13 protein-coding genes are annotated in these 14,210 nt (G+C 70.0%); 3 read left to right on the forward strand and 10 right to left on the reverse strand.

The features are described from left to right. Positions 1-438: 438 nt before the first annotated feature. Both NGR01S_RS26670 and NGR01S_RS26675 read right to left on the reverse strand, forming a co-directional pair. Positions 439-1,842 carry an amidase gene (locus tag NGR01S_RS26670; RefSeq protein ID WP_084481745.1) on the reverse strand — a complete coding sequence of 468 codons (1,404 nt, stop codon included), beginning with the start codon at positions 1,840-1,842 and terminating at the stop codon, positions 439-441. A 12-nt stretch (positions 1,843-1,854) separates the two neighbouring features. Then, the gene (locus NGR01S_RS26675) at positions 1,855-2,820 is read right to left on the reverse strand and encodes a D-2-hydroxyacid dehydrogenase (protein WP_063041576.1); all 966 of its coding nucleotides are present in this window, start codon (positions 2,818-2,820) and stop codon (positions 1,855-1,857) included. Between the two features lie 107 nt (positions 2,821-2,927). Between NGR01S_RS26675 and NGR01S_RS26680 the strand changes: the two genes are divergently transcribed. Genes NGR01S_RS26680 through NGR01S_RS26690 form a run of 3 tightly spaced genes read left to right on the forward strand, consistent with a single transcriptional unit; the run spans position 2,928 to position 5,091 of the window. Beyond that, positions 2,928-3,647, forward strand: a complete 720-nt coding sequence (locus tag NGR01S_RS26680) for a maleate cis-trans isomerase family protein (RefSeq protein ID WP_218020837.1) — start codon at positions 2,928-2,930, stop codon at positions 3,645-3,647. Between the two features lie 45 nt (positions 3,648-3,692). After that, complete coding sequence (locus NGR01S_RS26685; protein WP_063041581.1) at positions 3,693-4,424, forward strand: maleate cis-trans isomerase family protein; 732 nt, start codon at positions 3,693-3,695, stop codon at positions 4,422-4,424. Then, positions 4,411-5,091 carry a GntR family transcriptional regulator gene (locus NGR01S_RS26690; protein WP_063041751.1) on the forward strand — a complete coding sequence of 227 codons (681 nt, stop codon included), beginning with the start codon at positions 4,411-4,413 and terminating at the stop codon, positions 5,089-5,091. Before NGR01S_RS26685 ends, NGR01S_RS26690 begins: the two co-directional genes overlap by 14 nt. Before the next feature lie 10 nt (positions 5,092-5,101). On the opposite strand, the gene truB is transcribed toward NGR01S_RS26690, so the two are convergent. The 8 genes from truB to infB form a co-directional block, all read right to left on the reverse strand. After that, positions 5,102-6,001 (reverse strand): tRNA pseudouridine(55) synthase TruB, encoded by a 900-nt coding sequence (gene truB / locus NGR01S_RS26695; RefSeq protein WP_063041583.1) that lies wholly within the window; start codon positions 5,999-6,001, stop codon positions 5,102-5,104. Continuing rightward, positions 6,001-6,669 (reverse strand): 4'-phosphopantetheinyl transferase Npt, encoded by a 669-nt coding sequence (npt, locus tag NGR01S_RS26700; protein WP_063041585.1) that lies wholly within the window; start codon positions 6,667-6,669, stop codon positions 6,001-6,003. The genes truB and npt overlap by 1 nt, the downstream gene beginning before the upstream one ends. Positions 6,670-6,768: 99 nt before the next feature. Beyond that, positions 6,769-7,728: a metallophosphoesterase family protein gene (locus NGR01S_RS26705; protein ID WP_157107453.1), complete on the reverse strand. Its 960-nt coding sequence runs from the start codon at positions 7,726-7,728 to the stop codon at positions 6,769-6,771. 58 nt (positions 7,729-7,786) lie between these two features. After that, positions 7,787-9,136: an MATE family efflux transporter gene (locus NGR01S_RS26710; RefSeq protein WP_063041589.1), complete on the reverse strand. Its 1,350-nt coding sequence runs from the start codon at positions 9,134-9,136 to the stop codon at positions 7,787-7,789. Positions 9,137-9,218: 82 nt separating this feature from the next. After that, entirely contained in the window at positions 9,219-10,226 is a 1,008-nt protein-coding gene (locus NGR01S_RS26715; protein ID WP_063041591.1) for a DHH family phosphoesterase, read from the reverse strand. A 12-nt stretch (positions 10,227-10,238) separates the two neighbouring features. Further along, positions 10,239-10,679, reverse strand: coding sequence for a 30S ribosome-binding factor RbfA (gene rbfA, locus NGR01S_RS26720; protein ID WP_063041593.1), 441 nt, complete (start codon positions 10,677-10,679; stop codon positions 10,239-10,241). Between the two features lie 93 nt (positions 10,680-10,772). After that, positions 10,773-11,063, reverse strand: coding sequence for a DUF503 domain-containing protein (locus NGR01S_RS26725; protein WP_063041595.1), 291 nt, complete (start codon positions 11,061-11,063; stop codon positions 10,773-10,775). A 117-nt stretch (positions 11,064-11,180) separates the two neighbouring features. Beyond that, positions 11,181-14,153 (reverse strand): translation initiation factor IF-2, encoded by a 2,973-nt coding sequence (gene infB, locus NGR01S_RS30575; RefSeq protein ID WP_084481746.1) that lies wholly within the window; start codon positions 14,151-14,153, stop codon positions 11,181-11,183. Between the last annotated feature and the right edge of the window lie 57 nt (positions 14,154-14,210).

Raw genomic sequence — 14,210 nt, forward strand, 5'->3', positions numbered from 1 at the left:
TTTTTGGCGGCGCCTTCGGCGCCGCGGGGTTGAGGCCCCCTTGGTCTCGCCGTTTCGGCCTCGAGACTCGCGCCTGCGGCGCATGCACTTCGAGGCCGAAACGGCGAGACGGAGCTCAACCCTTCGAGGTGTCTCGCACTACTCGACACATGCGGTTGCGTCGGCATTCGACGGCCTGGTCGGATGCCGACCCGACCGCCCGGGTGACGCTGGCGTCTGACCGCCTTCACGTAGAGAAGCACCCGCTCGGCGCCGAGTCTTACGAGGCCCTGAAAGGGGCGAGGCCCGTCCCGCCCCTTGGCCGAAAGCGCTCAATGGTCGCCCTCTATGGACGGCCCGCCGCGCATCGCATGCGGCGCAGCCGCGAGTCTCGAGACCTGAACGGTGGGACCGAAGGGCCTCGGCCCCGGGCGCCGAAGGCGCGCCGATAAACACAGCTCAGCGTCCGGCCAGCACGGCCTCCGCGTACCGCCCGATCGCCAACACCAGGTCGTCGGAGTGCCGGGGCCCCACGATCTGCAACCCCACCGGCAGGCCGTTACTCGTCCGCCCGGCCGGAATGCTGAGTGCGGGCTGCTGGGTCAGATTGAACGGATAGGTGTAGGGCGTCCAATCCGGCCAGTCCGACATATCGCTGCCGGGCGGTACATCGTGGCCCGCTTCGAACGCCGTGATCGGGACCGTCGGAGTGAGCAGGATGTCGTAGGCGGTGTGGAACGTCCCCATGGTGATCGCCACCTGGGCGGCGACCGCGCGGGCGTCGAGATAATCGGTCGCGGTGAGGGTTTCACCGTGTTCCCAGACCCGCCGCAGGCCGGGGTCGGCCTTCTCGCGCGCGCCCGCCGGGAAGTTCGCCAGCATGGCCGCGGCGCCCGCCGCCCACATCACATCGAAGGCCTCACGAGGATCGTTGAAGCCCGGGTCGGCAGCCGAGACGCGCAACCCGGCGGCCGCGAGCGCCTCCACGGCCCCGGACACGATCGCCTCGACCTCCGGATCGGGCCGCACATACCCCAGCGTCGGCGAATAGGCGGCGGTCACGCCGCGGACATCGCGCTGGATCTGCCCGCGGAAGGTGGTCAGCGTGGGTGCGAGCGCGGTGGGGTCGCGCGGGTCCGCGAGGGCGAGAATATCGAGCAGCAGTGCCGCGTCCTCGACCGTGCGCGTCAGCGGTCCGCCGTGGGCCAGCGGGCCGAACGGGCTGGCCGGGTACAGCGGGATGCGGCCGTGGGTGGGTTTGAATCCGACGATGCCGCAGAAGGCGGCCGGGATCCGCACGCTGCCGCCACCGTCGGTGCCGACCGAGACCGGGCCCATGCCGGCCGCGACCGCCGCGGCGCTGCCGCCGGAGGACCCTCCCGCAGTGCGGGTGGGGTCGACGGGGTTGCGGGTGACTCCGGTGAGCGGGCTGTCTGTCACGCCCTTCCAGGCGATCTCGGGGGTGGTCGTCTTACCGACGATCACCATGCCGTCCTCCCGCACCCGGGCGGCGACGGGACTGTCCACCGGCCACGGCCCCTCCGGGCCGATACTGAGGGAGCCGCGCCGGGTGGGCCAGCCCTCGGTGAGGAAGATGTCCTTGATCGAGATCGGTACCCCGTCGAGCAGGCCGCGGACGTGCCCGGACTGCCAGCGGGCCTCGGAATCCTTGGCCTGCACCAGCGCCCGGTCGGGGTCGACGAGGCAGTAGGCGTTGATATCGGTATCGCGGGCGGAGATAGCGGCCAGCACGGCCTCGGTCGCTTCGACCGGGGACAGGGTCCCGGCGGCATAGGCCGAGACCAGTTCCACCGCGGTCATCTCGACAGGGTCGGTCGGTCGCGGGGTCTCGGGTCGGCTCATCTGGGCCCTCCTTCAGCCGGGCACGTACCCGAGCGTTTTGTCGACGACATTGTCCAGCGGACGGCCGGCCGACCAGCGGTCGAAATTGGCGGCGAACGCGGAGACCATCTCGGCACGCCAGCCGATGAAATCACCGGAATTATGCGGCGTGATGCGCGCGGTGGGCAGGGTCCACAGTGGATGGCCGGACGGTAGCGGTTCCGGGTCCACCACGTCCAGTGCGGCGCCGGCTATTGCTCCCGACCGCAGGGCAGCGACGAGATCGTCGGTCACCACGAGTTCACCGCGGCCCACATTGACGAAGCGGGCGTGGGGTTTCATGGCACCGAACGCACGGGCGTCGAACATATGCCGGGTGCGGTCGGTGAGCGGGGCGATGGCGATCACGTAGTCGGCGCAGGGAAGTTCGGCGTACAGGTCGGTGCTCACGACACCGAAATCCGGGTCGTCGTGGCGGGCCCGGCGGCCCACGGCCCGCACCCGCATCCCCGCGGCACGCAGCAGTCCGGCGACAGCTCGGCCGATCGCCCCGGTGCCGACGACGAGCGCGGTGGCGCCCGCGATACGCTCGGATTCGCGGTGCCGCCAGACCTGTTGCTGTTGCAGCCGGTTGGAGCCGGTGAGGTCCTTGGCGAAATCGAGGATCTGCCCGAGGACGTATTCGGCGATGGCGGTGTCGAAAACGCCCCGGGTGTTGGTAACGACGACGTCGCTGTCGCACAGTTCGGGGAAGAGCACGGTATCGACACCGGTCGCGGCGATATGCACCCACTGCAGCCGGTCGGCCGCCGGCCAGGCGTCGGGTAGCGCACGCGTCTGGAAGTCGTAGACGAAGAGCACCCGCGCACCGGGCAGCGCGTCCGCCAATCCGGCAGAGTCGGTGTACCGCACCGTGGCCCGTGCACTCACCGGCGCCATCAGGGCCGGATCGGGCGGACGGCCACTGTGCACAACGGTGACAATCGGTCCCGATTCCATATTGACACGGTATGGTCACATCGTATGATTGTCAACAATCCGATCGTTCTCGGAGGTCTTCCCGGCTGAGTGCGAGAGGGGCCGCAGTGGAGTTCGATTTTCCCGATATGGAGGGCCCGGTCGCGCAGCGGGGCATCGGTGTGATCGCGCCGTTCGACCTGGCGCTCGAACGCGAACTCTGGCGCTGGGCACCGCTGGAGGTCAGCCTGCACCTGGCGCGGACACCGTACGAACCGGTACCGGTCTCACTGGCCATGGCCGAACTGGTTTCCGACGCGGTGCACCTTACCGCCGCAACACGTAATGTGCTGCACGTCGAACCCGAGGTCGTCGCCTATCTGTGCACCTCGGGTAGTTTCATCAAGGGCATCGACTACGAACGCTCGCTGCGCGACACCATCTGCCGCGCCGGGGCCGCGAACGCCGTCACCACCTCCGGCGCGCTGCTCGAGGCCATCCGCCATCTCGGTATCGGCCGGATATCGATCATGACCCCCTACGACGAACTGCTCACCGGCAAACTGCGCGATTTCCTCGACGAGGCCGGTTGCACGGTGGTCCGTTCCGAACATCTGGGCCTGGGCGGCGGTATCTGGAAGGTCAACTACCGCACCATCGCCGAACGGATCATCGGCGCCGACGACCCGCGGGCCGAGGCCATTTTCGTCAGCTGCACCAACCTGCCCACCTACGACATCATCGAACCGCTGGAAAAGGCCCTGGGCAAGCCGATTCTCACCGCCAACCAGCTCACCATGTGGGCCTGCCTCGGCCGGATGAAACTGCCCATGATGGGTCCCGGCCGCTGGCTGCTGGAGGTGTTCTGAGATATGCCGTCCCCCGAGACGACCCGATTCAGGAACGGAGAGCCCATGACGGCACCCACGATCGGTTTCATCTACCCCGACCACGCCGCCGAGGACGACTACCCGCGCGCGGAAACGCTGCTCGGAGTGCGCCTGCCGGTGGCCCATATCTACGGCACCGATCTGCACGCGATTCCCGAACTGCTGGATTTGGGCAGTCCGGACAAACTGCGGCACGGGGCGGAGCAGCTCGCCGCACAGCAACCCGACGCGGTCGTCTGGGCCTGCACCTCCGGCAGTTTCGTCTTCGGCCCGGGCGGGGCCCGCGAACAGGTCCGGGGCCTGGCGGACGCCGCGGGCGTCCCCGCCTCCAGCACCAGTTTCGCGTTCGTCTCGGCGGCCCGGGCGCTCGGTGTGCGCCGGGTGGCGGTGGCGGCGAGCTATCCCGACGAGGTCGCCCGGCTGTTCGCCGAGTTCCTGGCCGACGCCGGGATCACCGTCGTCGCGTTCCGGAGCGCGGGTATCGACACCGCGGCCGAGGTCGGCACCCTCACCACCGAGCAGGTACTCGAACTCGCCGTCGCAGGCGACCACCCCGACGCACAGGCGCTACTGATCCCCGATACCGCCATGCACACCCTCGAGGTACTGCCGCGGCTGGAAGAAGCGCTGGGCAAACCGGTGCTCACCGCGAACCAGGTCACCATCTGGGAGGGATTGCGGCTCGTCGACGCAAGCCCGATATCGTCCTCGTTGGGCGCATTGTTCGCGGAAGGGTCTGTTCATGGCGGTGATTGATTTCGAACCGGTGGATCAGCGGTCCACCGCCGAGGTGATCGCGGACAAACTGCGCGAGGCGATTGTGCGCGGCAGCCTGGAATCTGGCGCCCAGCTGGGCGAAGCCGATCTGGCCGCACAGTTCGGGGTCTCCCGGGGGCCGGTCCGGGAAGCCATGCAGCGCCTGGTGTCGGAGGGATTGCTGCACAGTATCCGCAATCGTGGCATCTTCGTCATCGAGCTGACCCTCGCCGATGTCGTCGATATCTACCGCGCGCGCACCGCCATCGAGGGCGGAGCGCTCACCCTGATCCTCGACGGCCGCCGAGAGATCGCCTACGAGGCACTGGCTCCCAGCGTGCAGGCCATGCTCGACCGGGCCGGGGCCGGGGACGCCGCGGGCGTCTCCGACGCGGACCGGCAGTTCCACGAGGCGCTGGTGGCGGCCGCCGGGAGCCCGCGGCTGGTGCGGGCGGCGCGCACGCTGCTGATCGAGACCCGGATGTGCCTGGGCGCCCTGCAGACCACCTACCCGGACCTGGGCGTCCAGGCCCAGGAGCATGTGACATTGCGCGAGGCGATCGGAGCCGCCGCGGCGCCCCGGGTACACCGGCTGCTGCGGGACCATATGGACGACGCGGTCCAGCGGTTACGCGGCCGGTACGCCGCCGAGCCGATCCCCGGCTGACTCCGAACGATCAGTCGATCAGGCCGCGCGGGCGTACCACCAGCACCGGCGAGGCACGATTGCCCTTCTCCTGGAGCAACGCGATCACCTTCTCGTCCGCGGTGCGGGCGGCGTAAACGCCCGCTGTTCCGTCCGGCTCCAGCCAGCGTCCGTCGCGCAGTTTCTCCGCCTCGGCGGCGTCGATCGTGCGCTGCGGGAAGCACAGGGCCACCGCGGCATCGATACTCAGACCGGGCGCCGGATCCGCGGCCAGTTCCTCCAGCGTACGCGCGTGCTCCAGGGTGAACGGGCCGACCCGGGTCCGCCGCAACGCGGTCAGATGGCCGCCCACCCCGAGCGCCGCACCCAGATCGCGGGCCAGCGCGCGCACATAGGTGCCCGACGAGCAATCGACCACCACATCCAGATCGACCAGGCCCTCGTCCGGAAGGTCGCGACGCGCCAGCACCTCGAAGCGGGAGACGGTGACCGGACGCGCCGCGAGTTTCACCTCTTCGCCGGCCCGGTGCCGGGCGTAGGCACGCTCCCCACCGACCTTGATCGCGCTCACGGTGGCGGGCACCTGCTGGATCTCACCGGTGAGTGTGGCCACCCCCCGCGCGATCCCGGCGTCGTCGATACCGTCGGCCGCCGTGGTGGTGAGCACCTCACCCTCCGCGTCGTCGGTGGTGGTGGAGCGGCCCAGGCGGATGGTCGCGGTGTAGCTCTTCGTGGTGAGGGTGAGCAGTCCCAGCAGTTTGGTGGCACGTTCCACCCCGAGCACCAGCACCCCGGTGGCCATGGGATCGAGCGTCCCCGCGTGCCCGACCTTCTTGGTGCGCAGCAGTTTCCGCGCTTTCGCCACGATATCGTGGCTGGTCGGCCCCTCCGGCTTGTCGACGATCAGCAGCCCGCCCAGCAGATCCGCCATCAGCCGTGCGCGATCGCGGTGACGATGAAACCGCCGGTGATCCGCCAACGCCCGTCGAACGAGGTCAACGGTAATCCGCCGTCATCGGTCTGCCCGGGCACCAGCAGCTGGGACCGGAAGGTCCCCGAACCGGTGCTCTCGGTGGCCTCGTCCACGGTGAAGGTGATGTGCGCGTCCTCGAAACCGAGCCAGCGGGTGGTGAGCGGGAACCACGCCTTGTAGGTGGCCTCTTTGGCGCAGAACAGCAGACGGTCGAGATACAGCGCGCAATCGCTGGTGCGCAGCCATTCCCGTTCGGCGGGCAGGCTCACCGAATCGAGCACTCCCTCGGGCAGGGCGTCGTGTGGTTCGGCGTCGATCCCGATCGACCGGTAGCGCATCCTGTGGGCCAGCGCCGCCCCGCGGAAACCGTCACAATGTGTGAGGCTGCCCACGATCCCACGCGGCCATACCGGTGCGCCCCGCTCCCCCTTGCCGATCGCGACCGCCGGTTCGCCGAGCTGCGCCAGGGCCTGACGGGCGCAGTGCCGCGCACCGATGAAGTCACGTCGCCGCTTGTCCACCGATTTCGCGATGAGGTGTTCCTCGGCGGGATGCGGTGTCAGGTCCTCCGGATAGTCGAACAACTCGGCGGAGGCGACATCGGCGGGCAGGATTGTCTCGATCATCGTCGCCGAGCCTACTGGGTGCGCGCTCGGGGACGCCGGGCACACCGCCCACCGCCCACCCAGGGCGCTACCGGGAACCGCGAGGTACGGCCGGCCACCTCAGTCGAACCCCCGCCGCCGTTGCGCCTGGGCCCGCATCTCCGCCGCGGCAGCCGCCATCTCGGGGGTCACCCGGAAATGACCGCCCCATTCGTTCAGGTCGCCGGGGGCGTACTTCGGATCGGGCAAGATCTGGCGCAGCAGATTGTCGGGCTTACCGCGTTTCTGCCATTCCCGCGGATAACCGAGCGACACCTCCTCGAACCGGACCCCGTCGTGGAAGGTGGTGCGCGGGATGTGCAGATGCCCGTAGACGGCGCAGAGCACGTTGTAGCGGATGTGCCAGTCGGCGGTCTGCTCGGTCCCGCACCACAGCGCGAACTCGGGGTACCAGAGCATATCCGTGGGCTCGCGCAGTAGCGGGAAATGGTTGATCAGGACCAGCGGGGTGTTCTCGGGCAGATTGTCGAGCTTGCGCCAGGTCGCGCGCAGCCGGGCCTCGCACCAGGCGTCGCGGGTGAGGTAGGGGTCCGGCGACAGCAGGAATTCATCGGTGGCCACGACATTGCGTTCTCGGGCGATGGCCAGCCCCTCGGCCTTGGTGCGGGCGCCGTCCGGCCGGAACGAGTAGTCGTAGAGCAGGAACAGCGGGGCGATGGTCACGGCGCCGCCATGGGCCTCGGCGCCCGCCCCGGTCCACACCGGGAAGGGGTCCTCGGGGGTGAGCACATCCAGATCCCGGCACATCGAGACCAGGTAGTCGTAGCGGGCCACCCCGTGCATCTGCACCGGATCCTTGGCGGTGGTCCACAGTTCGTGGTTGCCGGGCACCCAGATCACGGTGGCGAACCGCTCCCGCAGCAGCTTCAACGCCCAGCGGATATCGTCGCTGCGTTCGGCGACATCACCGGCGACGATCAGCCAGTCCTCCGGGGAATCGGGACGGATGTCCTCGACCACCGGCTTGTTGCCCTGGTGACCGACATGGATATCGCTCACCGCCATCAACTTGGGTATCACCACACCCACCTTCGCATATCGCATGCTTCACCCGGCACCTCTGTACCCGGCCACCCGCTCACGACGGGATTTCGGCACCGACCCGGATCCAACGCCCCGAGAGCGCCCGTGCGCTCACCGCCGCCAGCCGCAACAGCATGAACGCGATCAGGCCGCACCAGATTCCGCCGATCCCCCAATCGAAGGCCAGCGACAGCCAGATCGCCGGCAGAAAACCGATCAGGGCCGCCCCCAGTGTGGTAGTGCGCAGATAAGCGGCGTCCCCCGCGCCCAGCAGCACCCCGTCCAGTGCGAACACCACACCGGCCACCGGGATCATCGCCACGAAGTACCACCACACGACACCGGTCCGGTCCAGCACCGACGCGTCGGTGGTGAACAGCGGTGGGATCAGTGCCGCGCCCGCCGCGAAGGCCACGGCCAGGCCCAGCGCGAACACCTCCGACCACCCGGTCACCCGGCGGGCCACCGCCCGCGCGCCCGCCGCGTTCCGGGCGCCCAGCGCCGACCCCACCAGCGTCTGCGCCGCGATGGCCAGGGAATCCAGGGTGAGGGCCAGGAAGTTCCACAGTTGCAATACCAGCTGATGCGCCGCCACCGACGCCGCCCCGAACCGGGACGCGACGGCGGCGGCCGAGACGAAACACGCCTGGAAGGCGAGACTGCGCACGATCAGGTCACGGCCCAGCACCAGCTGGGCCCGCATCACCGGCAGCCGCGGGCCGAGCGGCACCCGGGCCCGGGCCAGCGCACCCTGGAACAGCCCGGCCGTCACCGCCTGACCCACCACATTCGCCACCGCGGAACCGGGCAGGCCCAGCCGCGGCAACCCGGCGAGGCCGTGCACGAGCAGCGGGCACAGCACCCCCGACAAGCCCAGCCCGACCACCACGTAGGTGAGTGGGCGCCGGGTCTGCTGCACCCCCCGCATCCACCCGTTCCCGGCCATGGAAAGCAGGATCAACGGCACCCCGAACAGGGCGATCCGCAACCAGGCCAGTGCCTCGGCCGCGATCTCCGCGTCCCCCGCGACGGCCCCGGCGATCGGCACCCCGGCCACCTGCACCACCAGGACTATCACCAGTCCGATACCGACGGCCAGCCAGCTCGCCTGCACCCCCTCCTCAACCGCTCCCGGCTCGTCCCCCGCCCCATGCCGCCGCGCCGAGCGGGCGGTCGTCCCGTAGGCGAGGAAGGTCAGCTGCGAACTGACCTGGGCGAGGAGCAGGCCACCGACGGCCAGTCCGGCGAGCGCCAGTGCCCCCAGCCGGCCCACCACCGCGAGGTCGAACAGCAGGTAGATCGGTTCGGCCACCAGCACACCCAGGGTCGGCAGCGCCAGGCCCAGGATCCGCCGGGGGCCGGCCTCCACCGCCGGGGCCGGTGGCCCGGTCGGCTCCGTGTACATCGTCGGCTTCCTGTCCGTACTCGCCCGGTGGCTCCGGGTCGCGCCGCGGGGCGCCTCCTCAACTGTCTCGAGCGGCTCGCCGCTAGCCCAGCGCGGTACGCAACTGCGCCAGGATGTCCGCGGGCTCACCGTAGGTCGTGTACCCGGCCGCGTAGCGATGGCCGCCGCCGCCCAGACCCGCGGCCACGGCCGCGACATCGGCGCCGTCGCCGGCCCCGGGACCGCTGTCCTTGGACCGCAGCGATACCGTCCAGCGACGTCGTTCATCGGTCGGCCGGGCCTCCTTGAACACTGCCGCGATCCCGGCCTCCGCGGTCGCACGCACGATATCGACCACGCTCTCGGCCTCTTCCTGGCGCACCTCCGCGAGATCGGTGGCCAGTACGAAGGCCGCGACCAGCCCGGTTCCGCCGTGCGCCGCGCGATCGAGCCGCGCCGAGCCGAGCACCGTCGACAACATCCGCAACCAGGCGAAGGGGTGGGTGTCCATCAGGGTGCGGGTGATGGCGGCGCCGTCGATACCGGTGGCCAGCAACCGTTCGGCCAGCGCGTGGGTTCCGGGGGTCACCCAGCGGAAGGACCCGCTGTCGGTGGCCAGTCCGGCGAACAGGCAGTGCGCGATGCCGGCGTCGATCCGCTCCCCCCACGCGTCCAACAGTGCTGTGATGACACTGGCGGTGGACACGGCGTCCGGATCGATCAGGTTGATCTCCCCGAACCGGGTATTGGACCGGTGATGGTCGATCACCAGCGTGCGCGACGCCCCGGACAGCCGGTCGGCGAGGGTGCCGAGCCGGCCCGCGCTGCCGCAGTCCACCGTGACCAGCAGATCCACCTCGGCCGGCACCTCGGCGGGCGGCACCAGGAACCGCATCCCCGGCAGGGTACGCAGTCCGGCCGCCGGTTCGGACGGTTCGGCGAACGACACCCGTACCGGCACACCGCGCCGGTCCAGTACCGCGGCCAGCGCCAAACCGCTGCCGAGGGTGTCGGCATCGGGCTGGATATGGCACAGAACGGTCACCGAACGTGCGCTGTCCAGTGCCCCGACGGCCGCGGTGAAATCGACAGCGGCACCGGTTGTGGTCATAGCGGCCGCGACTCAGTCGTCTTCGCGGGGCGTTTTGTACGGGTCCGCGTCGCCTGCCGGGGTGGCCTCGGCGGCCACCCGCGCGACCTCGTCGTCGGCGGCTCGCGCCCGCGCCAGCAGATTCTCCATCTGGCGCGCCGCGTCCGGCACGGTATCGAGCACGAAGCTGAGCGTGGGAGTGAACTTCACCCCGGTGCCCGCGCCCACCTTCGACCGCAGCACCCCCTTGGCCTTCTCCAGGCCGGCGGCCGCGGCGTCGTAGTCGGGCTCGGCGTCGACGGTTTCACCCATCACCGTGTAGAAGATCGTCGCATCGTGCAGATCGCCGGTCACCCGCGCATCGGTGACGGTGACGAAACGCAGCCGCGGATCCTTGATTTCGTATTCGATTGCCGTGGCCACGATCGCGGAGATCCGCTTGGCGAGCCGGCGTGCCCTGGCTTGATCCACCATGGCCGCTCCTTTCCCTGTTCAGCGACGGTGGGACGGTCCGCGCGAGAACTCGCCGCACGGACCGCGGCCACCGCTGATTTCACTCGCGGCCGGTCAGTCCTCGGGTCCGAAGACACGCCGGCGTACTGCCAGCAACTGTAACTCCGGACGTGCCGCGACATGCCGTTCGCACCGATCCAGCACGGCCGTCAGATGGTCCATTCCGGCCGACACCATCGCCACCCCGAGCAGGGTGCGGCGGTATCGGTCGTGTTCCCCCGCTTCGGCGGTGCTCACCCCGAAGCGCTGGAGTTCGGCCAATATCGGCCGGACCACCGAACGCTTCTCCTTCAACGAGTGCACATCACCCAGCAGGATGTCGAATTCGAGTGCACCGAGGTACACGCAACCTCCCGGTTATGGCGACTTCCCGGCCCGGCGGTACCGCACCGGGCCGGTGCACCGCTGTGCCGAAATCGATGACCGGACCGGGCGGTGGAATTCCGCCCGGTCCGTATCAACTCAGTCGCGCGGCTTCTCGCGCAACTCGTAGGCCTCGATGATGTCGCCTTCCTTGATATCGGAGTAGGTCAGCGTCATACCGCATTCGAAGCCCTCGCGGACCTCGGTGGCATCGTCCTTCTCCCGGCGCAACGAGTTGATCGTCGTGGATTCGGCGACCACCACGTTGTCGCGCAGCAGCCGGGCCTTGGCATTGCGCTTGACGCTGCCCGAGGTGACCATGCAACCGGCGATGAGACCGATCTTGGACGACCGGAAGATCGCCCGGATCTCGGCGCGGCCCAGTTCCACCTCTTCGTAGATCGGCTTGAGCATGCCCTTGAGCGCGCTCTCGATCTCGTCGATGGCCTGGTAGATCACCGAGTAGTACCGGATGTCCACGCCTTCGCGGTTGGCCAGCTCGGTGGCCTTGCCTTCGGCCCGGACATTGAACCCGATGATGATCGCGTTCGATGCCGAGGCCAGGTTGACGTTGGTCTCGGTGACACCACCGACACCACGGTCGATAACCCGCAGACGCACCTCGTCGTCGACCTGGATCCCGAGCAGGGCCTCTTCCAGCGCCTCGACGGTACCGGAGTTGTCGCCCTTGAGGATGAGGTTGAGCTCGCTGGTCTCCTTCAGCGCGGCATCCAGATCTTCCAGGCTGATGCGCTTGCGGCTGCGCGCGGCCAGCGCGTTGCGCTTACGCGCGTTGCGCCGGTCGGCGATCTGGCGGGCGATCCGGTCCTCATCCACCACCAGCAGGTTGTCACCGGCGCCGGGCACCGAGGTGAAGCCGACCACCTGCACCGGCCGCGACGGCAGGGCCGCCTCGACATCGGCGCCGTGTTCGTCGACCATCCGGCGAACGCGGCCGTAGGCGTCGCCGGCGACGATGGAATCGCCGACCCGCAGCGTGCCGCGCTGGATGAGCACCGTGGCCACCGGGCCGCGACCGCGGTCCAGGTGCGCTTCGATGGCCACACCCTGGGCGTCCTGTTCCGGGTTCGCCCGCAGGTCGAGCGCGGCGTCCGCGGTGAGCAGCACGGCCTCCAGCAGGGCGTCGATATTGGTGCCCTGTTTGGCGGAGATATCGACGAACATGGTCTCGCCGCCGTACTCCTCGGCCACCAGGCCGTATTCGGTCAGCTGCTGCCGGATCTTCTCCGGGTTCGCGCCTTCCTTGTCGATCTTGTTGACCGCCACCACGATCGGCACGTCGGCCGCCTGCGCGTGGTTGATCGCCTCCACCGTCTGCGGCATGACACCGTCGTCGGCGGCGACCACCAGGATCGCGATATCGGTGGCCTTCGCACCGCGGGCACGCATGGCGGTGAACGCCTCGTGACCCGGGGTGTCGATGAAGGTGATGAGCCGGTCGTCGTCGCCCAGATGGGTGAGCACCTGGTAGGCGCCGATGTGCTGGGTGATACCGCCGGCCTCGCCCTCGCGGACGTTGGCCTTACGGATGGTGTCCAGCAGTCGGGTCTTACCGTGATCAACGTGGCCCATGACGGTGACCACGGGCGGACGCTGCTCGAGGTCCTCTTCGCCGCCCTCGTCCTCACCGTAGGTCAGGTCGAACGATTCCAGCAGTTCGCGGTCCTCGTCCTCGGGGCTGACCACGTGCACGACGTAGTTCATCTCGCCGCCGAGCAGCTCGAGGGTCTCGTCGTTGACCGACTGCGTCGCGGTGACCATTTCGCCCAGGTTGAACAGGGCCTGGACCAAGGCGGCCGGGTTCGCGTCGATCTTCTCCGCGAAATCGGACAGTGACGCGCCACGAGCGAGGCGGATCACCTCACCGTTGCCACGGGGCAACCGCACGCCGCCGACCGACGGGGCCTGCATCGAATCATATTCCTGGCGCTTCTGCCGCTTCGACTTGCGACCACGCCGGGGCGCACCGCCGGGACGGCCGAACGCACCGGCCGCACCACCGCGGCCACCGGGGCCGCCCGGACGGCCACCGCCGCCACCGGGACGACCGCGGAAACCGCCACCACCGGCGGGAGCACCGGTACCGGCGGGGGCGCCGCCGCCACCACGGTAGCCACCACCACCGCCACCGGGACGGCCGCCGCCACCGGGGCCGCCACCGGGACGACCCGGGCGACCACCCGCGGCCGGACCCGGACGGGCCGAACGCTGGGGCATCGCACCGGGAGTCGGGCGCGGGGGCATGGAGTTGGGGCTCGGACGCGGCCCACCGGGACGGGGACCGCCCTGAGCGGCCGCGGGACGGGCACCACCGGGGCCGGGACGCGGGGCGTTCTGGCCGGGACGGGGACCGCCCTGCTGCGGGCGCGGACCGCCCTGCGCCGGACCGGGACGCGGGCCGCCCTGGCCCGGGGTCGGGCGGGGGCCCGGCTGCGGACGTGGGGTCGGACGCTCACGCTCGGGAGCCGACGAGAACGGGTTGTTGCCGACACGCGGGGTCTTGGGGCCGGGTTTCGGGCCCGGACGCGCCGGGCTCTGACCGGGGGCGGCGGGACGCGGCTGACCGGGACGCGGGGCGTTGCCCGCCGCCGGGCGGGCGCCGGAGGTGGCCGGTCCGGCCGCGGGAGCCTGGGCCTGCGGGCGCTCGGGCTCCCGGGGCGGCGGCCCCGGTTTCACCGCGGGGCCGGGACGCGGGCCCGCGGGTTTCGGGGCGCTACCGGCGGCCGGAGCCACGGAGGACTCGGCGGTCGGCGCGGTGTCGGCCGGGCTCGGAGCCGCGGGGGTCCGCGGTCCGGGACGGGGGCCGGGCGCCGCGGGTTTCGCCGCACCCGAGGGGCCGGGGCGCGCTGTGGTCTTGGATCCGTTGGATCCGGATTTCGCCGGGGCGGTTTTCGCCGCGAACGATTCGCGCAATCGGCGCGCGACGGGTGCCTCCACCGTCGACGACGCAGACTTCACGAACTCGCCCTGCTCCTTGAGCTTCGCGAGTAGTTCTTTACTCGTGACACCGAGTTCTTTTGCCAACTCGTGCACGCGGGCCTTGCCTGCCACTGCTCTCCTCACTGAGAGGTCGAGCAGTGCCGCCCGCCTGCTGGCGGGGACCCGCAC

This window comes from Nocardia grenadensis NBRC 108939 (assembly GCF_001613445.1).
In the GTDB taxonomy this organism is placed as follows: domain Bacteria; phylum Actinomycetota; class Actinomycetes; order Mycobacteriales; family Mycobacteriaceae; genus Nocardia; species Nocardia grenadensis.